Annotated in this window: 17 protein-coding genes; 6 read left to right on the plus strand and 11 right to left on the minus strand. The window is 65.2% G+C overall.

Annotation, left to right across the window (positions count from 1 at the left end; translation table 11 throughout):
* Window positions 1–101 precede the first annotated feature (101 nt).
* The 4 genes from AB4Y73_RS00940 to AB4Y73_RS00955 all read right to left on the minus strand — a co-directional run bounded on the left by AB4Y73_RS00940 (window position 102) and on the right by AB4Y73_RS00955 (window position 4,851).
* Window positions 102–734, minus strand: coding sequence for a hypothetical protein (locus AB4Y73_RS00940; RefSeq protein WP_441867405.1), 633 nt, complete (start codon window positions 732–734; stop codon window positions 102–104).
* Window positions 735–868: 134 nt separating this feature from the next.
* On the minus strand, window positions 869–2,275 hold the full coding sequence (locus AB4Y73_RS00945) for a GAF domain-containing protein (RefSeq protein ID WP_441867408.1): 1,407 nt from the start codon (window positions 2,273–2,275) through the stop codon (window positions 869–871).
* 16 nt (window positions 2,276–2,291) lie between these two features.
* Window positions 2,292–3,725 (minus strand): FAD-dependent oxidoreductase, encoded by a 1,434-nt coding sequence (locus tag AB4Y73_RS00950; protein WP_441867411.1) that lies wholly within the window; start codon window positions 3,723–3,725, stop codon window positions 2,292–2,294.
* A 127-nt stretch (window positions 3,726–3,852) separates the two neighbouring features.
* Window positions 3,853–4,851 (minus strand): DNA topoisomerase IB, encoded by a 999-nt coding sequence (locus tag AB4Y73_RS00955; RefSeq protein WP_441867414.1) that lies wholly within the window; start codon window positions 4,849–4,851, stop codon window positions 3,853–3,855.
* A gap of 84 nt (window positions 4,852–4,935) precedes the next feature.
* Here AB4Y73_RS00955 and rarD point away from each other — a divergent pair, with 84 nt between their 5' ends.
* Both rarD and AB4Y73_RS00965 read left to right on the plus strand, forming a co-directional pair.
* Window positions 4,936–5,982: an EamA family transporter RarD gene (rarD, locus tag AB4Y73_RS00960; RefSeq protein ID WP_441867417.1), complete on the plus strand. Its 1,047-nt coding sequence runs from the start codon at window positions 4,936–4,938 to the stop codon at window positions 5,980–5,982.
* Window positions 5,969–7,351: a dihydrolipoyl dehydrogenase family protein gene (locus AB4Y73_RS00965; RefSeq protein WP_441867420.1), complete on the plus strand. Its 1,383-nt coding sequence runs from the start codon at window positions 5,969–5,971 to the stop codon at window positions 7,349–7,351. The genes rarD and AB4Y73_RS00965 overlap by 14 nt, the downstream gene beginning before the upstream one ends.
* Window positions 7,352–7,425: 74 nt before the next feature.
* Here the strand turns inward: AB4Y73_RS00965 and AB4Y73_RS00970 are convergent, their stop codons facing one another.
* The 4 genes from AB4Y73_RS00970 to AB4Y73_RS00985 form a co-directional block, all read right to left on the minus strand.
* The gene (locus AB4Y73_RS00970; protein ID WP_441867423.1) at window positions 7,426–8,217 is read right to left on the minus strand and encodes a PIG-L deacetylase family protein; all 792 of its coding nucleotides are present in this window, start codon (window positions 8,215–8,217) and stop codon (window positions 7,426–7,428) included.
* A complete protein-coding gene (locus tag AB4Y73_RS00975; protein ID WP_441867938.1) occupies window positions 8,214–9,299 on the minus strand; it encodes a glycosyltransferase family 4 protein in 1,086 nt (361 codons plus the stop codon). The genes AB4Y73_RS00970 and AB4Y73_RS00975 overlap by 4 nt, the downstream gene beginning before the upstream one ends.
* A 99-nt stretch (window positions 9,300–9,398) precedes the next feature.
* Window positions 9,399–10,811 (minus strand): glycosyltransferase family 4 protein, encoded by a 1,413-nt coding sequence (locus AB4Y73_RS00980; protein WP_441867426.1) that lies wholly within the window; start codon window positions 10,809–10,811, stop codon window positions 9,399–9,401.
* Between the two features lie 23 nt (window positions 10,812–10,834).
* A complete protein-coding gene (locus tag AB4Y73_RS00985; RefSeq protein ID WP_441867429.1) occupies window positions 10,835–11,695 on the minus strand; it encodes a glycosyltransferase in 861 nt (286 codons plus the stop codon).
* A gap of 904 nt (window positions 11,696–12,599) precedes the next feature.
* Here AB4Y73_RS00985 and AB4Y73_RS00990 point away from each other — a divergent pair.
* Window positions 12,600–12,809, plus strand: coding sequence for a hypothetical protein (locus AB4Y73_RS00990; RefSeq protein ID WP_441867432.1), 210 nt, complete (start codon window positions 12,600–12,602; stop codon window positions 12,807–12,809).
* A 37-nt stretch (window positions 12,810–12,846) separates the two neighbouring features.
* Here the strand turns inward: AB4Y73_RS00990 and gabT are convergent, their stop codons facing one another.
* Both gabT and AB4Y73_RS01000 read right to left on the minus strand, forming a co-directional pair.
* Window positions 12,847–14,229 carry a 4-aminobutyrate--2-oxoglutarate transaminase gene (gabT, locus tag AB4Y73_RS00995; RefSeq protein ID WP_441867435.1) on the minus strand — a complete coding sequence of 461 codons (1,383 nt, stop codon included), beginning with the start codon at window positions 14,227–14,229 and terminating at the stop codon, window positions 12,847–12,849.
* A gap of 28 nt (window positions 14,230–14,257) precedes the next feature.
* Window positions 14,258–15,688: an aminobutyraldehyde dehydrogenase gene (locus AB4Y73_RS01000; protein WP_441867438.1), complete on the minus strand. Its 1,431-nt coding sequence runs from the start codon at window positions 15,686–15,688 to the stop codon at window positions 14,258–14,260.
* A gap of 144 nt (window positions 15,689–15,832) precedes the next feature.
* Between AB4Y73_RS01000 and AB4Y73_RS01005 the strand changes: the two genes are divergently transcribed.
* Window positions 15,833–17,269: a PucR family transcriptional regulator gene (locus tag AB4Y73_RS01005; protein WP_441867441.1), complete on the plus strand. Its 1,437-nt coding sequence runs from the start codon at window positions 15,833–15,835 to the stop codon at window positions 17,267–17,269.
* A 52-nt stretch (window positions 17,270–17,321) separates the two neighbouring features.
* Here AB4Y73_RS01005 and AB4Y73_RS01010 read toward each other — a convergent pair whose 3' ends face one another.
* Complete coding sequence (locus AB4Y73_RS01010; protein ID WP_441867444.1) at window positions 17,322–18,923, minus strand: CYTH and CHAD domain-containing protein; 1,602 nt, start codon at window positions 18,921–18,923, stop codon at window positions 17,322–17,324.
* 132 nt (window positions 18,924–19,055) lie between these two features.
* Here AB4Y73_RS01010 and AB4Y73_RS01015 point away from each other — a divergent pair, with 132 nt between their 5' ends.
* The gene (locus AB4Y73_RS01015) at window positions 19,056–20,276 is read left to right on the plus strand and encodes an MFS transporter (RefSeq protein ID WP_441867447.1); all 1,221 of its coding nucleotides are present in this window, start codon (window positions 19,056–19,058) and stop codon (window positions 20,274–20,276) included.
* A 7-nt stretch (window positions 20,277–20,283) separates the two neighbouring features.
* Window positions 20,284–20,964 (plus strand): FadR/GntR family transcriptional regulator, encoded by a 681-nt coding sequence (locus AB4Y73_RS01020; protein ID WP_441867450.1) that lies wholly within the window; start codon window positions 20,284–20,286, stop codon window positions 20,962–20,964.
* Window positions 20,965–20,982 lie beyond the last annotated feature (18 nt).

A 20,982-nucleotide genomic window follows, 5' to 3' on the forward strand; every position in this document is an offset into this window, starting at 1 on the left:
GGTGTGAGCCAGCTCACGGGCGCGCACTCGACAGGCTCGACCACCTCGGCCCGGTGCTTGAGCCTGGTGCTACGAACCCTGGGGCGAAATCCCGGAACCGCCTAGAGACCGGCGGGGAACGTATAAGTGCCCGGCAGCGGTGAGGGCGCCGCACCGAAGGAAAGCACCACCTCGTCATGCGCTTTGAGCACCACGTCGGTCACGGGACCATCCTGCTTTGAGCCGTTGACGTAAACGCTCCAGCCACCGGTTCCGCCGTGCGGCGCGCCGGTGGTGTCTGACCCGTCGAGGACACCCCATTCCCGAAGAACCTGGCCGAGGCTGTACTTCACGCCGGAGGTGGGTGCTTCGATATGGATGATGCCGGTGGTGTCGTGGGTGTGCAGGGCCGAGATTCCGTTGGCCTGCCCGCCCGCGCCAAAACTGAAGCCGATATCAGCCGGGACCGTGATGGGCTTGCCATCAACAAACACGTCCAAGTGGGCGTGATAGTGCTCGGCTGTGCCTTCAGCGTTGAGGATCTCCAGGCCGGCAGCCTTGATCCGTGCACCGCCCGCGGCGGGATCGAGGGCCCAACCGGCAGCCCCGGTGGCCGTTGCCGGTGACGTTTGGGAAGGTGACGATTGGGATGGCGGGGTTTGGGATGGCGGAGTTTGGGCAGGCGCCCCGCAGGCAGTGGTGCCGGCGACGAGCGCGGATACCGTCAGGGCTGTGGCGAGGCGTTTGTTCAACACAGGGGCGGCTTCTTTCGGTCGGCTCGTCTCCACGATATCGCCCTGAACTGTACGTCGCCCTGTTGTCGTCCCCGGCCCCGGCTGCGTCTCGGCAGGCCCGACCACCGGGAACACCCACCACCGGCGGAACGTGGTTAGGCGCTCAGTTCGGCTTCCAGCCGCTCAAGATCGGCGACGACGGCGGCGCGCTTGGGTGAGCGGGCAGGCAGCAGTCTTAGGGCAGCAAGCCGGACCCCGACGTCGTCCCTTGCCTCGGGCAGCGCCGCGTACCTGAGCAGCGTCTCTGCACTGCCGTCAGTCAGCACCGCTTCACGCATGAGCGAGGAGACCCTGTCGCGCAGGTCGATGATGCCCGGCGCTTCGGAGCGCGGCAGCACCGCGCCGCGGTAAATCTCCAGTGCGATCCGGTGGGCCCCGCGCTGGAGGCAGTTCAGCACTTGGCCGCTGTCCGGGACGAGGTCCATGCTGAGCTTGTAGGGCCGGGATTCGGGGACGGCGGCCGGGTTGAGCTGCTGCAGGATCTTGCGGAGCCGGACCATTTCGGCGCGGAGCGTCATGGTGGACCCGTCTCCGGGGTACAGCAGGACAGAAAGCTCCTCGGCGCTCAGGCCGTCCGGGTGGGTGCTGAGGAGGGCGAGGATTTCACTGTGCCGGGCGGAGAGCGCCACAGTCTTGCCTTCGATGCTGAGCAAGGCCTGGTCGCGGCCCAGAAGCTGCAGGCTGTTGCGGTAGAGGCTGCCCTCCTTAACCCCGCCGGCGCCCGCTCCCCCGGCCCGCGCCGAACCTGGCCCGGCCGACCGTGACCCCGCGGTGCTGGTGTTCCGTCGTCGGGCCGGCCGGCTGGCAAGGGTGGCCGCCAGCTGCAGCCGTTCAACGCGGAGCTGCGCCTGGGCTGCAGCGACCGTCGCCTCGACGAGCGACAACGTGTGGGGTGCCACCGCACTGGCCTTGCCCGTGATGTCCACAACACCCAGCAGCGCACCGGAATCCGGATCGTGGAAGGGAACGGCGGTGCAGCTCCACGAGTGCACGGACCGCTGGTAGTGCTCAGCGCCGGAAATCTGGATGCCGCGGCCCAGGGCCAGCGCAGTTCCGGGGGCGCTGGTGCCTACCGTGGCTTCGGACCAGTCGGCGCCCGGCACGAACATCATGCCTTCGGCACGGCGCTGCAGGGCCGGATCGCCTTCCACCCAGAGCAGCCGGCCCACCTCGTCGCCCACCGCCACGAGCAGGCCGCTGTCGTGGCTGGGCAAAACCAGGAGTTTGTGGATCACGGGCATGATGCTTGCCAGCGGGTGCTGCCGCCGGTAATCCTCAAGCTCGTCCGTGTCCAGGGCCAGGGGCGCTTCGGGGTTGTCAGGGTTGGCCTGCAATTTGGCGGACCGCTGCCAGGACTCCCGGATCAGGCTGCGCAGCCCGGGCAGCTCCGGGGCACCGAAAAATGCCGGGGTATCGAGCTGCTCATGGGCGGCCAGGGCATGCCGTTGGGCCGCCGCTGGCGCTTCACCGCCAAGTAGTGGGGGCTGAATCAGGTTCCTCATTGAACTCCAACTTGCACTAGGCGCGGGAGATGTTGATCATGTCCTCGCGCGGTACTACTTTGATGCGTTCACGTACGACGTCGGCCGTCCCGTCGCCGCCGACCCATTCTGCGCCGAGGGCTGCTTCGTGTGCGTCGAGCTTGATCCAGCCCTCCCACGTGGTGTATTCAACGCCGCGCTCATGGAGGAGATCGATAATAGCCTGCGGATCAGGGTTTTGGGCAGGGGGCAGGGTGAGCCGGTCCTCCAGGAGGAAGCCGATGGTCTCCAGGGCGTCGCCCTTGGTGTGTCCGATCAGGCCCACCGGTCCGCGCTTGATCCAGCCGGTGGCGTAGATTCCCGGGACAGCGTTGCCCTCGGCGTCCAGTACCCGGCCGCCCTCGTTGGGGACCACGCCGCGTTTGGCGTCGTATTCCAGCTCGTCCAGCGGTGAACCGTGGTATCCGATGGCGCGGTACACGGCCTGGACGGGGTAGTCCACGAACTCGCCGGTGCCCTTGACGTTGCCGGTCCCGTCCAGCTCCATCCGCTCGAACTTGATGCCGGCCACGTGGCCGGACCCGCCGTCGTCGTAAATTTCGACGGGGCTGTGCAGGAAGTGAAGGTGCAGGCGGCGGGAGGACGGTTCGTCCGCTTCGGCGTGCTCCTCCACGAGCCAGTTGGTGAGGGTGTTCACCATGGTTTTGATCTGGTTGTTGCTGCGGATGGCGTCATCGGAGGCTTCATCGAATTCGAAGTCCTCCGGGTACAGCACAATGTCCACGTCCTTCATGTGGCTCAGTTCGCGCAGCTCCAGCGGGGTGAACTTCACCTGGGCGGGGCCGCGGCGGCCGAAGACGTGCACGTCCGTGACAGGCGAGGCCTTCAGGCCGGCGTAAACGTTGTCCGGGATCTCCGTGGTGAGCAGCTCATCGGCGTGCTTGGCCAGCATCCGGGCGACATCCAAAGCCACGTTACCGTTGCCGATCACCGCAATTTCCTTGGCATCCAGCGGCCACTCGCGGGGTACATCGGGGTGGCCGTCGTACCAGGACACAAAGTCCGCTCCGCCAAAGGAGCCGGCCAGGTCGATGCCGGGGATGGGCAGGTCAGCGTCCTTGATGGCGCCGGTCGAAAAGATCACGGCGTCGTAGAAGGCGCGGAAGTCGTGCAGGGTGAGGTCGCGGCCGTAGGTGACGTTGCCGAGGAAGCGGATGTCGCCGCGGTCCAGGACCTTATGCAGGGCGTTGACGATGCCCTTGATGCGCGGATGGTCGGGCGCCACACCGTAGCGGATCAGGCCGTACGGCGCCGGGTAGGCCTCGAACAGGTCGATGCTGACCTCGAAGTCGCCGTCCTTGACGCCGTTGGACTTGGTCAGGATGTCCGCCGCGTACACACCTGCCGGCCCGGCGCCGACGATGGCAACACGGAGTGGACGCTGGGAGGTGGTTTCGCCTGGGTTGGACACCGGGAGCCCTTCTGGAAGGAGGATTTGCGCCGAAGGCACTTCGTACAGCACACAATGCAGAGTGCACCCAGTCTAAATGTCCGCAGGTTCGAAGTGTGTGCGGCAGGACGCAGATACGGACGGGCGTCTACCCGCTTTTTTGCAGCGGCACCACATCACCTTCGCGGTACAGCAGCGCGCGGAGTTCGGACTCGGCGGACTGCGGCCGGTGAGGATCGATGGTCTCCCCCGCGGCAAAGTGATCCAGCAGCCGTGGATCAACGTAGCTTTTGCGGGCGATCGACGGCGTGTTCCCCAGCACGGCTGCCGCCTCCTCCATGGCCATACTGATGGCGCGCTTCCGGGCCGCCACCTTTTTCTGGGGCCCGCTGCGTGCCAGGCTGAGCGCGGCCGCCACGGTCCCGCGCAGGGTCCTGAAGTCCTTGGCCGTGAAATCCAGGCCTGTCCGCTCCTTGACGTAGCCGTTGATCTCGGCGCTGGTCACCGGATGCCAGCTCCGCCCGTTCTTGTAGGCCAGCAGACGCGCGTTACCACCGCGGCGCTTCAGGGTCCGCACGAGGGCGGCAAGATCGGCGTCGTGGATTTCCGATTCCCAGTCTTTGCCGCTCTTGGCCGGGAATCTCAGCTCAAGGGTCTCCCTGCGGACACGGACGTGCGCGCACAGCAGGGTGGCCAGGCCTCGGCTGCCGTTCTCGTTGGTGTACCGCTCGGAGCCCACCCGCAGGGATCCGCTGTCCAGCATCCGGAACGCCGCCGCAAGGACGCGTTCCCGGCCAACGCCGTCGCTGCGCAGGTCAAGGGTGACAAGCCGGCGGGCGGCGGGCAGCGACTCGGCCAGCTGCAGTGCGCGGTCGAACTTCAGCCGGTCTTTCCGCTCACGCCACTCCGGATGATAAATGTACTGGCGCCGCCCCACGGCATCCTCGCCTGTCGCCTGGATGTGCCCGTTCTCGAACGGTGCGATCCAGACGTCCTTCCAGGCCGGCGGGATCCCGATGCTTTCCAACCGGTCCCGGATGGGCCCGGGCGGCAAGGTGGAGCCGTCCAGGTCGCGGTAGCTGAAGCCCGTCCCTGCGGCCACGCGCCGGTAGCCGCGGCCGTTGGCATTACTGCGGCGGAGCCTCACGGTGTGGCATCCTGCCGGTTCGTCCGTTCCATAAAGCCAAGCCTACTGACGATTCGGCGGAATACCCGCCGGGAGCGTGATGTTATGGGAGACGTGCCTACTCCCCTCGGTCCCGCCCCCGCCACCAAAGCCACCGCTGTAAAGACTGCGGGAAACGCGGGCAAGCCCGGGACGCCCGGCGGCAAGGCTCCCGGGCCGAAGGCCGTGGACAAAGAGACGACGGCGGGAATCCTGTTCGGCTTCGGCGCTTACGGGCTGTGGGGGCTGCTGCCCCTCTACTTCATTGCGCTCCTGCCCGCCGGGCCGGTGGAGATCGTGGCCAACCGCGTGGTGTGGTCGCTGCTTTTCTGCGCAGTGCTGATCACGGTCACGCGGGCGTGGCCCGCCCTGGCCAACGCCTTCCGCGACCGTTCCGTCTTCGGCGCCCTGGCGATCGCCGGCGCCCTCATCGCAGTCAACTGGCTGACCTACACCTACGGCGTGACCACCGGCCAGGCCGTTGAAGCCTCCCTGGGTTACTTCATCAACCCTCTGGTCTCGGTCCTCCTCGGCGTGATTGTCCTGAAGGAGAAGCTGCGCGCCCTGCAGTGGGCCGCCGTCGGAATCGGCTTTGTTGCCGTGGCTGTACTCACAGTGAGCTACGGCAAACTGCCGTGGATCGCCCTGACCCTCGCCTTCAGTTTCGGCCTGTACGGGTTCGTGAAGAACCGGGTTGGCCCCAAAGTGGATGCGGTGACAAGCCTCAGCGTCGAGACTATGGTGCTGGCTCCTGTTGCCGCGGCCACCATGGTGTTCCTCGCTCTGAACGGGACGGCTACCCTGGCCACCGAGGGCCCCGGTCATTTCTGGCTCCTGGCGTCGTCGGGCGTGCTCACGGCAGTGCCGCTGCTGTTCTTCGGGGCATCGGCCCGCCGGCTTCCGCTGACCACCATCGGGCTGCTGCAGTACGTGGCCCCCATGCTCCAGTTTGTCGTGGCACTGCTCGTCTTCAAGGAAGCCATGACGCCGGACCGCTGGATCGGTTTCGGGGTGGTGTGGCTGGCGCTGCTGGTCCTTACTGTGGATATGCTGCGGACGGCAGGCAAAAAATCTTCGGCTCGGAAGAGGGTCAAGCTCGATGAAGCCACATAACGTGGATCTGCTCGTCATCGGTGGCGGCAAGGCAGGGAAGTCCCTCGCCATGGACCTGGCCGCGGCGGGCCAGAGCGTCGCCATGGTGGAACGCGGCATGATCGGCGGCACGTGCATCAACGTGGCCTGCATCCCCACCAAAACCCTCGTCAACAGCGCCCGGCTCCTGAAAACCATGGGGAGGGCCGCTGAATTCGGCATCACCGGAGCCGAGTCTCCCGCGATCGACGTCAACCGGCTGCGCCACCGCAAGGACGACGTTGTGGACACCATGGTGGCCGGCCAACGGAAGGCGTTCCTCGGCTCCGGCATGGACCTGGTGATCGGCGAGGCCAAGTTCGTTGCAGAACGCACCGTTGAAGTGGCTCTCGACGGCGGCGGCACCCGCACCATCAGCGGAACCAACGTGGTCATCAACACCGGCATGGTTCCTGCCCTGCCACCCATCGACGGCCTTGCCGGTGCCAACGTCCTCACCAGCGAGAGCATCCTGCGGCTCGAAGAACTGCCGCGCAGCATGGTGGTGCTCGGCGGCGGTTATATCGGCGCCGAATATGCGTCAATGCTGCATCTCATGGGCGTCCGCGTCACCGTGGTTCACCGCGGGGCGCACCTGCTGGGCCGTGAGGACGCCGATGTGGGCGGGGCTGTCGGGGAGGTTTTCAGGCGTGACGGCATCGAGATGCGTCTCGGTGTGGAGGCCACCAAGGTCACCCGCGCAGCCGACGGATCCGTAACAGTGGACCTGTCCGACGGCGCCACCGTCACCGCGGAGGACATCCTGGTGGCGCTGGGCCGCACGCCTGTCACGGCGGGGCTGGGACTGGAGAAGACCGGCGTCGACCTGACGCCGCGCGGGTTCGTGGCGGTGGACCAGCACCTCCGCACAACTGCCGATGGCATGTGGGCGGCCGGGGATGTTGCCGGTTCGCCGCAGTTCACCCACGCGTCCTGGAACGACTACCGCATCCTCAAAGCCAACTTGGCCGGCGGCAACCTCAGCACCACGGACCGGCTGGTTCCCTACGCCGTGTTCATCACGCCCGAGCTGGGCCGCGTTGGCCTGACTGAGTCCGAAGCACGCGCGGCCGGGTACAACGTCCGGATTGCCCGCATGCCCGTTTCCGCCATCCCGCGGGCCCGCACCATCGGCGAGCTCGACGGCGTCTGGAAGGCCGTCGTCGACCGGGACACCGGCCTGATCCTGGGCGCTGCGCTGCTCAGCGCCGAGGCCAGCGAAGTCACCGCCGTTGTCCAGATGGCGATGCTGGGTGAACTGCGCTACCAGCAGGTGCGCGATGCCGTCATCACCCACCCCACCATGGCTGAAGGCCTCCAGCTGCTGTTCAGCGACGCCTTCCTGAAGTAGCGGCTACGCGTTCGCCTTGGCGCCACGAGGTCTAGCCTGTCGTTCAGGGGAGACGGAACTCCCGGGGGCACTTCCTAGATGTAGTAGATTTCGGGCGCTGCCGGTATACGGCCATCGGGAAACAACGCGGCTGCCTGGGTCACGTATTGACGCACGTGTTGTTGCTTGGCCTCAATCCCTTCGCTCCAATGCCATTCAGAGAGTTTCCGGCTTTCCATGAACGCCGGGTCTGGCTGCTGATCTTGATTGTATGGAAAGTCCGAGTAATACACGGCCCGTTGTTCCGCCGATCCTTCACCCACCCTCCTGGTGATCAGGTGGTCGACATGCCTGCCTACCCCAATCGGACAGAACACCAGTCCCGCCTTGAACTCCTCGATCTCTCGCTGAACCGTGTCCCGCAAGTCAGTGATCAGCCCTCTGTCACCTCGGGAAACCCTTCCCAACGCGATATCGAGCCTGTAGGTGGGATAGCGGTGTACGAGTTCCGGTATTGCCTTTCCCAATGCCGAACTGCCGATGAGCACCTCCCGCCGCCGTCGGAATAGCGCATCCGTCGCCCCCAAATGCCTGAACCTGATACCCAAACCTGTCAGGACGGCAACGTCCTCTTGTCTGCGCGCCTTAAAAAGCGCGCTGGCATCGTTGGCTGAACACTGGCGCAGGAAGGACCTGGCCGCCCTTGAGTGGGGGGTCGGGCTGCATTCCGTGAACAGAGTCAGCACCACAATTTCCCGTTTTGGGGCCTCCGATGCCATGAGGGCGCCACAGGATAGGACTGCGTCATCCAGGTGCGGTGATAGAAACAGCCACGGCTCGCTGGTGGAAAAGGATTGGCCAAGGTACGACGGTGCTGTGGACTTCACACGTTCCTCCCTGCAGTTATGACGGGGGCGGCCACCGCGGAATACGCCTCCAGCTGCCTGCAGGCAAGGACATCCCAACTGAATCCGGCCGCAAACTTTCGGCCTGCCGCAGCGGTCTCGGCGAGCTCCACGCGGTCCTCGTACCGCTTGGACATTTCCTCCGCCAATGCCGCGACATCAAACGGGCGGACCACCCAGCCGCAGCCCGGCGGCACAACTTCCCTGAGGCAGGGTATGTCAAAAGCAATAACCGGCGTGCCCGAGGCTAATGCCTCTACCGCCACCAGACCGAAAGTCTCAGCGCGTGAAGGGACCACCACAATCCTCGCGGCGGCGAGCAGTTCAAGCTTCTCCTGGCCGCTTATCCAACCAAGAAGGTACACACGGTGACTGAGGTTGGCAGCGACGATTGCATCACGAATTTCCTGCTCATCGGGCCCAGCTCCTGCTATGAGGAGATTTCCCGCAATCTTCTGTGAAGCTTGAGCCCAAGCCTTCAGGAGGAGGTCAATGCCCTTTCCAGCGAACTCAAGTCGTCCAATGTAAAGGATATCGGCGCCCAACTGCCAGGGTATTTTTAGTGCACGCTGATCGATCCCATTACCGATCACGTCAACCCTCACAGCCGGGTTCATCAGCTGCAACTGTTCACCCGTGCCCTTGGAGACCGCAATCAAACTATGGTGCTGGCGTACTCCTGCTCTTTCAATCCAATGGAACGGAAGTTTGTACTCGCGAGACTTCTCGCGAGCGTGAAGCCACTGCACCACCCCAATGGTGGGCTTTCCGGTCCATAATGGGGCAGCCATGGAAGAAAAGGGGGCAAAAAAATCCTCGACCACAAGGTCTGCCGCTTTTCGGCGTCTCCAAACTTCCAAGGGCAGCCGAAGGCAGTACCCGAGCAACCGTGCCAGCCGGGTTCTGCCTTGCCCGAACCCAAGGGGGATATACGCCACTCCGTCCTGGGTGCGAGCGCTCCAACCCGGGTAACGGGTGGTGAGGACCGTGACGGAATGCCCACTTGCCGCGAGTCGTTTGTTAATCTCTTGAGTGCGCACCGACCCTCCCCCTGCCCCAGGCATCTTGGGATCTTCGAAGCCCAAATGTAGGATCCGCAAACGCCGTTTACTTACGACTGAGTTGCTGCTGGTCGCCACTCTCTTGCCCCTTCCCTAGCAGTTTCAGTGCCTTACCCTGGTTTCGGCCCTAAGAGCCATTTCGGGTCCTGCCAGGAGATCGCTCCGCGTCGCCGGCCACAGCAGCGCATCTTCAACGCCCACCCTTCTTAGGGCAACAGACGCCTCAAACTCATCGCATCCCTTCAGTACAGCCACGGTTGTACCTTCACTTTCGGCCACCTCATCCGTAGCTGTCAGGATGCTGGACAGCGCTGCTCCTGCGGGTAATATGAACTGGGCAACCGTGGACATGTCCCGCCGCACTCCTCTCCGGTTGATGCCCCTCAGGCGCGAAGCTCCTTTCGTTTGTTCCATGAGAACTCCCGCCAGCAGTGCCGAACTCCGATCCCAGTTGAAGCAGCGCGCCCATTCCTGGCATGCCTCAGAAAACGCAGTCCGCGTGCCCAAATCAGACAACTCAGCCAAGCGATTCTTGAGAACCACGCCCAGTTCCGATACAGAATCCACGAGCCACCCTGTTGTCCCGTCCACTACGCTGTCGCGGATACCCGGTGCCCGCAAAGCTAAGCAGGGAACGCCCCAAGCAGCTGCTTCGATCACGGAGCAGCCCCAGCCTTCAGCGTCAGAAGCAGACATGGTCAGCCATGCGCGGTTTAGCAGCCCATCCCGTACCGAGTCCGGTTGATATCCATGAAACGTGAAGTTGGAATACATACCAAGGTCTAGAACAATCTGCTCCAGTCGGGCTCGCTCCGGGCCATCCCCCACTATCTCCGCCCGGAGGTTGGGAATCTCCTGTGCTGCCGCGGCGATCTGGCCAATTAGGATGTCGATCCTCTTATGGGGAACCAGGCGGCTGACGATCGTAATGGTGGGGTCCGGATCCCTCGGACCGACTCTCTCGGGTACCTCACCCGTACCGTTCGGCACAATATGGATCGGCCCCTGATAGCCGAGACTGCGAAGTTCCATCCTGGTAGAGGGCGAGACCGCCGCAACGGCGCGGGAGCCGTAAATGGTACGGGCGGCGTTTCCCTCCAGGAACCTGCCCAGTGCGGCGAGCGGTGGAGAGAAACGGGTCCTAAACTGCTTCTGGTGGACGTGATGCACCACCTGGACAACAGGCGTGCTCTGCGTAACGAACAAGGGCGAGAAGAACGGAATGCCGTTCTGGCAGTCGACCACGGCGTCGATCCTTTGCCGCGTGCGGAGCAAACTCAGGGCCGCCTGCCAATACAGAGTGAGGGGCCCACCGCCGCGTACTATGTCAACGCCATCAATAGTATCTGTGGGAGCTTGGTGCATGTCCCGGCTGGTCAACCACGTCACATGCACACCGGCAGCAACCCAACGCTTTGAAATCTGGTGCATGAACTGCTCCGCACCGCCAGCTTGTGAGTGATTGATGTCGCGCCAGTTCAAGACAAGGACATGCTGGCCCTCGAAATACTTCAAGGGATTGCCGTCCGCGACCCCCATCACAGCGACCGTTGCATCTGCACGAGGGACAAGAAACTGGCTAAGCCGTCCCGGACCGGATGGAATGTCGAATCCGCCCCGTCTGTCCAGGCCACAGGGATCTCGATAATCCGGCCGCCCTCTTGTTGCAGCCGCCGGAGCATCTCAACATCAAAAGCAAACCCGGCGGTTCGGCATTGAACCATTGCCCTAGTGACGGCCCCCCGCTCGAAGAATTTGAAACCACACTGGGTATCGCAAACACCTTTGACCATGGAGCTAGTCAGGACCCGGAACGCCGCGCCGCCAAGCCTGCGCCCAAACTGCTGGCGCCGGACAAATGTGGAACCGGGCGAATGGCGCGAGGCTATAACAGCGCTCGCACCGAGCTTGAGGTGCTCCATTGCAGCTGTCAAAGTGTCAAGTGGGGTGGCCAGGTCGGCATCGAAGAATCCAGTGTAAGTGGATGTTCCACTCAGTAGCCCTCTCCGGACCGCGGCGCCTTTGCCTGGTCTGGAGCAACCGATGAGTACGATCGGAACTCGACTATTGGAGACAGACATCCTGCGCGCCACAAATCCCGTGTCATCGGCACTGCCGTTGTCAACCACGACGATACGGGAACTCCAAGACTGTGCACTTAGAAATTCCACCGTATTGCTGAGGGTAGACGGTAATCGGCCAGCCTCGTTGTACGCGGGGATCACTACTTCCAAGTCCACGGCCTCACGCCGCCGCGATTTGAGTCCGCTCAGGAGGGGGTATTCGCTCTCCTGTGGTGGCGTCTGGGTCAGTACAATTGAACGAAGTGCAGTCATTCGAATCTCCCAAGAGTTCCGGCTTTCCGGGGCCGACGTCAGCCAGTCGGTGCGTCTAAACATATGGGGCCCTCGGAAATCGAACACGAGTAACTTGTACTCGCAAAGATTCGTTAGGGGTACTTAGGTAGGGGCGTCCCGGTGGGCTCACCTATCCGCGTTAGTCGTGCTGGACTCAAAGGCGTGACGAGAAAGAGCGCACGTCGGGGGTATCAGGCCTGGCGATCCGCCAAGAGCGTGGTAGACACCATGGTGACGGTACCCCGCTGTTCAACCAAGCGTGCTCTGACGACTACCGCATCCTCAAAGCTGATCTGTAGTTCCGGTTGTCAGGAGGCATGGACGACCGGCTCGTGGGTTTTTTCCTAGAAGCCGTCCATTGTACGCCGGCCGGTCGCCGGTGTTGGAGGGTGGGTCTATTTCGACTGCAGTGTCAGGCTGATGTTCGGGGTTGGTTACCGCCTGATCATGTGTTCGGGTGGAGCGTATCGGTGTCGAGCATCGAGCGTCGACGGTTGGGTCCGTCTGCTCATAGCTCTGTCCCAATTAAACCGTGTGCTGCCACTGCTTCTACACGACGTCCGGGGGCTTGTTCGGGGTCAGGCCGCGTTCATGGGTTGTCCTTGTTGGAGCGGGCGCCCAGTGACCAGCACCAACCGGCGAGTTCGCGGGCGATCGCGGTGTTGGCCTTGACTGACATTTTTGTGCCGGTCATCGAAGACTTCCCACTTGTGGTGGGCCGGTGGTTCCTTCTAGGGCGCGGATCCACGTTGCCGGCCGACGTGATCGAGCAGGCGCAGCAGTCGTTTCCCGGGTCGGGCGTAGGGGCGGCCGTGCCGCCAGGCGGCTTCAATGGGGAGTTTGCGGGCGTAGGTGTTCCCGGCCTGGTGATCAGGCCCTGGTATCGGGTTGGCCGGAGGAGTTTTCGATTGGGACCAACCCCGGGTATGAGCCGATGGACGCTCCGGTGAAGCGGGTCCATTCCCCGATCTCCACGGCCAGCCCGAACGCGGTCGTGGCCGGGCTGCTAAGCGCCGAGGCCAGCGAAGTCACCGCCGTTGTCCAGATGGCGATGCTGGGTGGACTGCGCTACCAGCAGGTGCGCGATGCCGTCATCACCCACCCCACCATGGCTGAAGGCCTCCAGCTGCTGTTCAGCGACGCCTTCCTGAAGTAGCGGCTAGTTGCCGCGCGGCGCGCCTGACGGCGGGCCGCTAGGCGTTGGCCTTGATGGCGGCGGCCAGGACATCCAGGCCGTCGGTCAACAGCTCGTCGGTGATCACCAGCGGCGGCAGCAGGCGGATGACGTTGCCATACGTGCCGCAGGTGAGGATGATGACGCCCTCCTTGAGGCAGGCCGCCGCCACCGTTTTGGTCAGCTCGGGGTTGGGCTCCTTCGAGCCGGCCTGGACCAGTTCGATGGCCAGCATCGCACCGCGGCCCCGGACGTCACCGATGACCGCCTTCCCGACGCCGGCCAGTTCTTCCTGAAGGGTGCGCAGCCGGCCGGTGGCCAGTTCCTCGATGTGGCGCGCCCGCCCGGCCAGGCCGTACTCCTCCATGGAGCCGATGGCAGCAAGGGCCGCGGCGCACGCCACGGGGTTTCCTCCGTAGGTGCCGCCCAGTCCGCCCGCGTGGACGGCGTCGAGCAGGTCCGCGCGGCCGGTGATGGCGGAGAGCGGCATGCCGCCGGCGATCCCCTTGGCCATGGCGATGATGTCCGGGACCACGCCCTCATGGTTCACCGCGAACCATTCGCCGGTGCGGCAGAAGCCGGACTGGACTTCGTCGGCGATGAAGACGATGCCCTTGTCCCTGGCCCAGGCAGCCATGGCCGGCAGGAAGCCCTCGGCCGGGACGATGAAGCCGCCCTCACCCTGGATGGGTTCGATGATGATCGCGGCCACCAAGTCCCCGCCGATCTGCTTTTCAATCATGGTGATGGCGCGCCGGGCAGCCTCGGCACCGGTGAGGCCCGGATTTTCCTCACGGTACGGGTAGCTCATCGGCACGCGGTAGACCTCGGGCGCGAACGGGCCAAAACTCCCGGCCGGGCCTGACTTGTACGGCATGGCTTTGGCCGTCAGCGCCATGGTCAGGTTGGTGCGGCCGTGGTAGGCGTGGTCGAAGGCGACGACGGCGTCACGACCCGTGGCGAGGCGGGCCACTTTGACGGCGTTCTCCACTGCCTCGGCACCGGAGTTGAAGAGCACGGTGCGCTTCTCGTGGTCGCCGGGGGTGAGTCGGTTCAGCTGTTCGGCGACGGCAACGTAGCCCTCGTAGGGGGTGACCATGAAACAGGTGTGCGTGAAGTGTTCCACGGCTTCCTTCACGGCCCCGACGACGGCGGGATCGGACGCGCCGACGCTGGTCACGGCGATGCCCGAGCCGAGGTCGATGAAGGAGTTGCCGTCCACGTCGTGGATGATCCCGCCGTCGGCATCGGCCACATAGACGGGCACGCTGGAGGCTACGCCCGCGGCAACCACGGCCCGGCGGCGTTCGGTCAGGGCGAGGGACTTGGGGCCCGGGAAATCGTTTTGGACGCGGCGCTTCTGTTCCAGCCGGAAGGCGATGTCATGTGCGGTGGTGGTCATGGGGGTCTCTTTCTTGGTGCTGGCGGTATTAAGAGTCGAGTGCACTCATGACGTGCTTGATGCGCGTGTAGTCCTCGACGCCGTACATGGACAGGTCCTTGCCGTAGCCGGACTGTTTGAAGCCGCCGTGGGGCATTTCGGCGGTGAGCAGGATGTGGGTGTTGATCCAGACGGCGCCGAAGTCCAGGTCGCGGCTCATCCGCATGGCCGTGCCGTGATCGGTGGTCCAGACGCTGGATGCAAGGGCGTAGTCGACGTCGTTCGCCAGCTCGAGCGCCTCAGCCTCCGTGGTGAACTTCTGCACCGTGATGACCGGACCAAAGGTTTCCTTCTGCACGATGTCATCCGTCTGCTTGGCCCCGGTGACGATGGTTGGTTCGAAGAAGAAGCCCTTCTCCCCCGCCCGGTGGCCGCCGGTGACGATCCTGCAGTTCTCCGGGAGGTGCTCCACCACTGAGGTGACGGCGTTGAAGTGGTTTACGTTGTTCAGCGGGCCGAAGTAGTTGTCCTCATCATTCTGCGAGCCGGTGTGCAGGGTCTTGGTGTGCTCCACCATGGCGGCCACGACGTCGTCGTGCACGGAGTCTTCCACCAGTACACGCGTGATGGCGGTGCAGTCCTGGCCGGCGTTGAAGAACGCAAACTCGGCAATGGCGGCGGCGCTCTTCTTGATGTCCGCGTCCTTGAAGACGATGGCCGGGGCCTTGCCGCCGAGCTCCAGGTGGGCGCGCTTGAGCCCCTTCGCGGCACCGGACGCGACGGCGATGCCGGCCCGGACGGAACCGGTGATGGACACCAGGCCCGGGACCTTGTGCTCCACCATCAGGGCGCCCGTTTCGCCAGTTCCCAGCACCACGTTGAGAACGCCCGCAGGCAGGATGTCGCCGGCCAGCCTGGCGAGCACCAGGGTGGATTCGGGCGTCGTGTCGGAGGGTTTGAGGACCACGGTGTTCCCGGCCGCGAGGGCCGGGCCGATCTTCCAGATGGCCATCAGGAACGGGTAGTTCCAGGGCGCCACCTGCGCCACCACGCCAATGGGTTCGCGGCGCACGTAGGAGGTGTGGCCTTCGAAGTATTCCCCTGCCGATTTGCCTTCCAGGATGCGGGCGGCGCCGGCGAAGAAGCGCAGCTGGTCGGCTCCGGCAGCCACTTCCTCGGAGGCGATCAGCGAGCGTACCTGGCCGGTGTTACGGTGCTGGGCCTCCACGAGTTCGTCGCTGTTGGCTTCAATGGCGTCAGCGAGTTTGAGGAGCATCAGCTGGCGCTGGCCGGGCGTGACTTTCTTCCAGCTCTTGAAGGCCTCCTTCGCGGCGGCCATGGCGGCGTCAACGTCCGCCGGCACTGAAACCGGCGCCTTCGCCACCACCTCCCCATTGGTGGGGTTGACGATGTCCAGCAGACTCGTGCCGGCGGGCGTGACGAACTCGCCGTTGATGAAGTTCTGCAAGGTCTGAACCACGGTGTACAACCTCTTTCAGGGGAACGGTACGGTGTTGCGACTGCTCTGAGCCTATGCCCCAGCCCGTGGGACGGGAATAGCCACCTGCACACCGTTCGCAGGCGTATTTAGTGCGGACGCCCAGCCCGCCCCTATCCTTGAGGCATGGCCATTTCCCTTGCGATGCTGCTCGGCGCACAGTCCCTCCGCCTGTCAAAGGCGGGACTAGCGGAGACCACCTGGCACCACGACATCAACTGGGTGGCCGTCACGGAGCTGGAGGACCCGCAGCGTTTCCTGAACGGCGGCGAGCTGGTGCTGACCACCGGGATGCGCCTGCGGTCCGCGCCGGAGCAGCGCCGGTTCGTCCGCCAGGTCCAGCGCGCGGGTGCCGTGGGAATCGGATTCGGGACAGGATTGACGCACGACGACGTTCCGCCCGCGCTCATTGCCGAGGCCAACCGCTGGGGGCTACCGGTGGTCCGGGTCCCATATGAAACGCCCTTCATCGCCATCGGAAAACTGGTGGCGGACGCACAATCCGCGGATCACGTCGCCAAACTGGAGCGCCTGATCGCAGGCCACCAAATCCTGGCGCGGGCACTCCTGACCGGCGGCGGGCTGACCCAGCTCCTGAAGCACCTCGGTGGCATGCTCCGCACGGACATCGCCCTTACCCAGTTCACGGCCCACCTGTACAACAGCACGTCCGAAGTTCCCTCCGCGCAAGCCTGGGCCTCCTACCCCATCCCCACCGGACGCCGCGACGCCTGCACCCTGTGGGTCCGCCTGCCCTTCGAGGATTCAGGCATCATCGGCTACGCCCAGAACCTCATCAGTGTGGAGCTGAACAACATGGTCAAGCAGCGCCAGGCGCAGCGCGCCCTGTGCGGCCAGGTCCTGGAGGACGTCATCCACGGCGCCCTCGAGACGAGCGAGGCCCAGCGCCGGCTGGCCGGTGTCGGCGTCAACAGCACACGGCGGAACGTGGTGCTGCTGGCCGTGTCGGCCGCCCATCACAAGGCGCTGGTGAGCACCTCGGTGCCGCAGTCGCTCGAGAACGCGGTGGCCGCCGTCGTCGGCCAGGACCTGGTAGTGGTGGTGCACGACGACGGCGGCGCGGCAACCGCGCTGGCGAGCCAGCTCAGCTCCCACCTGGCGGAGGCGGGGATCCACGCGACGATCGGGATCGGCGGCGCGTACACGAAGCCGAACGGCCTGCGCTGGAGCTACTTCGAGGCCCGGGACGCAGCCAGCCATGGCCTGCCCGTCAACGAGCCCGAGCGCCTCAGCCTGACGTCCCTGCTGCTGGCCAGCGAGGACGTCCCCCTGGCGGACATGGCCAACGAGTCACTCAGCCCCCTGCGCACGTTCGACGCGGCCCACGGCTCGGAGCTGATGACCACGCTGGAGAGCTACCTGAACCACAACGGTTCGGTGGCCGCCGTCGCCGAGGCCCTGACCCTGCACCGGAACACCGTGCGCTACCGGCTGGCGCAGATCACCGAACTGACCGGCTACGATCCGTCGCGCACCGCGGACAGGGTGCAGCTCTGGCTCGCCCTGGCGGTGACCCGGCTCGGCGCACGGCAGGGCACCTGACTATTTGCAACGCGGGGTCACTAAACGCCCGATAAAGGGCTTCGGACGGGCGTTATCTGACCCCGTGTTGCAAGGTCTTGCGGGACTTCTTCCGCGCTTTCCAGTACTTGGCCTCGGCCTCTGCGGCGAGCTGGACCTGCCGGGTATGGAGCGTGAGGAAGGCCGATGCCACCGCTTCGGGCAGGTCCGGCGCCGCGGCCAGCGTCGCCAGCAGGTCCCTGGCCACAACACTGTCGTGGAAGTCACCGAGGATCGACTGCTGCCGGTGTGCGGCCTTCACAATTTTCGACGCCGGTTTGCCTGAGACCGGACTTACGGACTCCGCCACGTGCCGCAGCCGCTTGGCATCCTTGCGGACGTCGTGCAGGGCAGTCTCATGGTGCGCTCCGCGACGGGATCGTTTGGCCGCCTTGGCTGCACGCCGCAGCCGCCGGGCCGCTTTATCCACCACTTTGCGGGCGACCTTTCGTGCCGGCTCGGCGCCCTCCGGCCGGACCGGCGGCTGGTCCCGAAAGGCTTCGAGGTCATCCAGGAGCCGGAAATACCGCTCGGACAGCAGCGCTTTCTGGAGCTTCCGGTACGCCGTGTCCAGGGTGTTGCCTAGTTCCTCTTCCAGCCGGTCCGTTGCCGCCTTCGAGGCCGGTCCCGGCGGCAACTCGGCCAGGTGCCCGCGCAACCGGTCCAGCATCACATCGGCGTCCCGCGGCGCTCCCAGCACGCTGCCGAGCCACTTCAGCTCATCCCGGAGGCGCCGCACGGTGACGGCGCTGTAGAGCCGCCGATAGGCCCCGAGCGCCGAACGTGACCGGCGGGTGGCCGACCGGAGGTTATGCACTGCTTCGGGCTGCACCAGCCGCACGCCGGGATCGTTAGCCAGGATTTCGTCGATCTGCCCGGCCAGATAAGTAACCAGAAGGTCCGAGACAGGCCCGTTCTTACGGGGCCGCTTCGTATGTGGCGGATTCACTGCCGAAGCGGCGGCACCCGCTCCCCGAACCGTGGGGCCACCCGCTTCCTGCAGTGCTTTGGCCAGCTTCGACTTGTGCTTCGCCGGGGTTGCCCCGGCAGCAGAGAGGGTGTCTTCGGCGGCGGGAAACAGGTCCGGGCTTCCGTGAACCAGTTCGAGTTCCCATTCCCGCCACTGCTGCGTTCCAGCTTCTTTGTCCGGCGGGCCGCTGCTCTTGAGGATTTGCGCGCTGACCCGGTCATCCGCCAGGTCTGCGAGGTGCACCCCGTCCTCACCATAAAGCGGATAGGTGGTGCGCTGCGTCTCCAGCCGGACAACAGGCAGCGGATCGTCGCCGCGCAGATACACCAGCAGGTGCGCCAGCAGGATGTCAGGAACGACGCCGGGCTGGCCGAGCGGTGCCTGAAGCTCGCGGCGCCGCTGAGGTGCTGAAGCGGACTCCGCGACTTTCGCGTCCTGCGGCGGCAGCTTCGCGTGCCACCCGGCGTCACTGCCGCCGGTGCGGCGGCGGAGGGTGATCCGGCGGGCCGCGAGCGCTGAGTCTTCGGTGTCGAAGTACACCGCTTCGAGGTGGTCCACGCGAGGCTCCCCCACCCGGGCGACCCCGGCGACCCCCGTAAGGTCGGGCACCTCGGCATCAGCGCCGACGTCGTACTTCTTTTCGACCTCAACTTCCTGGGAAGCCATGACCAGCCGTCCTTCCACCTTCGCCGGGGCCGCAACGGCCTGCTGGCCCCGAGTCTATGCCCGGGAGGTGAACAGCAGAGAGATTCGACACAGAAGCGTAGACATCAAACGTCTAACGTCTAACGTAAAGGGATGACTGCTCCGCCCGCTCCGCCCGTTCTGTCCGCCGCCCCGCCTAAGCCACGCACCGCCGTCGTGCTCGGAGTTATTGCACTGGTGCTCATCGGGCTGAACCTGCGGGCAGGAATCTCCGGCGCGTCCGCACTGCTTCATGACCTTCAGCAGGTCCTGGGCTACGGGCCGCTGCTGGCGGCTGTCATCCCTTCCATCCCCACCCTCTGCTTTGCGCTGGCCGGGGCGGCAACCTCGTGGCTGACCGGCCGGCTAGGCGTTGAAAAGGCCATCCTGCTGGCGCTGGCATTCCTGGCCGGCGGCCTGCTGCTGCGCGGAATCCCGGCAACCGGCATGCTGCTTGCGGGCACGGTGATCGGGATGTCCGGCCTGGCCGTGTGCAACGTGGCCATGCCATCGTTCATTCGCGAGCACTTTGCGCACCGCACCTCAATGATGACCATGCTTTACACCGTGACCATGACCACCGGCGCCACTGTCACGGCAGTAGCAGTCATTCCGATGGCGCAGGCCCTTGGCTCGCCGTCCGCCGCGGTGGGCGCCATTGGGTTCCTGGCCGTGGCAGCTTTCCTGGGCTTCCTCCCTGTGGTGCTACATACGCACCGGCACAGCGTCCGCGCCTCAAGCACCCACATTTCGCCGTGGCCCTTGCTCCGCACCCGGAAGGGCCAGCTGCTGACCGCCATCTTCACCCTGCAGGCACTGCTGGCCTATTCGCTGATCAGCTGGTTCCCCTCCATGCTGATCACCATGGGCGTGGCAGCGGCGGACAGCGGCCTGCTGTACGGGCTGATGCAGCTGGTCTCCGTGCCCGCCGGCATGGTGATCATCGCCATCGGCTCCCGCCCCCGCATGCTCCGGCCGGCACTGTATCTGGTCAGCATCATCATGCTGGCCGGTTTGGCGTCGCTGCTCTGGCTGCCGGTGAGCCTGGCCGTCATTCCAGCTGTCCTGCTCGGGTTCGGCCTGGGCATCTTCCCGCTGGTCATGGTGATGATCAGCCGGAGCGGGACAAGCACTGCGGAGACCACGGCACTGTCCACGCTGGCGCAGTCCATCGGTTACCTGCTGGCGACCGCGGGCCCGTTCGGCACCGGCCTGCTGTATGGCTCGACCGGCAGCTGGACCCTGCCCGTGGCGCTGCTGCTGGGCCTCGCGGTAGTCCAGGTTCTGGTGGCCCACCTGATCTCACGCACCCCGATCGCCGGCCGGAAAAGGTAGGACCCTCATGACCCTCAGCACGTCGCATCGCCAGCCGCTCGCCGACGAAGTCACGGCCAAGCTCCGCCAGATGATCCATTCCGGCGAGTGGCAGCTGCAACAGCGCATCCCCTCGGAAACGGAACTGATGGCCGGACTCGGCGTGTCCCGGGGCACCCTCCGTGAGGCCGTCAAGGCCCTGGCCCACAGCGGGATGCTGGAGGTCCGCCGCGGCGACGGCACCTACGTGCGCGCCGTCAGCGAAATCTCCGGCGCCGCCCGGCGCATGTACCAGGATCACACAGAGGAACACATCCTCGAAGTCCGGCTAGGCCTGGACACCCAGGCCGCCAGCCTCGCCGCTAAGAATGCAACGGCCGACGACGTCGCCGCCCTGCGCGCGGTGCTCGCCACCCGGGAGGTCGCCTGGCATGCGGCGGACTTCGAGGGGTGGGCCCGGGCGGACTGGGAGTTCCATGCGCGCGTGGCCCAGGCCTCCGGGAACCCCCTGCTGCATGAGCTCTACGTCAGTTTCGGTGACGTCTTTCACCAGGACCTCCTCAAACAGCAGCGCAAGGGCCGCCTTGACGGCCTCACGAACGAGGGCCACGGCGCGCTGGTGGATGCCATCGAAGCCCACGACCCTGCGGCCGCAGTGGCCAGCGTCAGCCAAAACCTGAACTCGTGCGCGGAGTGGCTGCGGGCGTAGCCCGTATTTGCACGGGCC

It is taken from the genome of Pseudarthrobacter sp. TAF60_1 (genome assembly GCF_052113505.1).
Classification (GTDB): domain Bacteria; phylum Actinomycetota; class Actinomycetes; order Actinomycetales; family Micrococcaceae; genus Arthrobacter.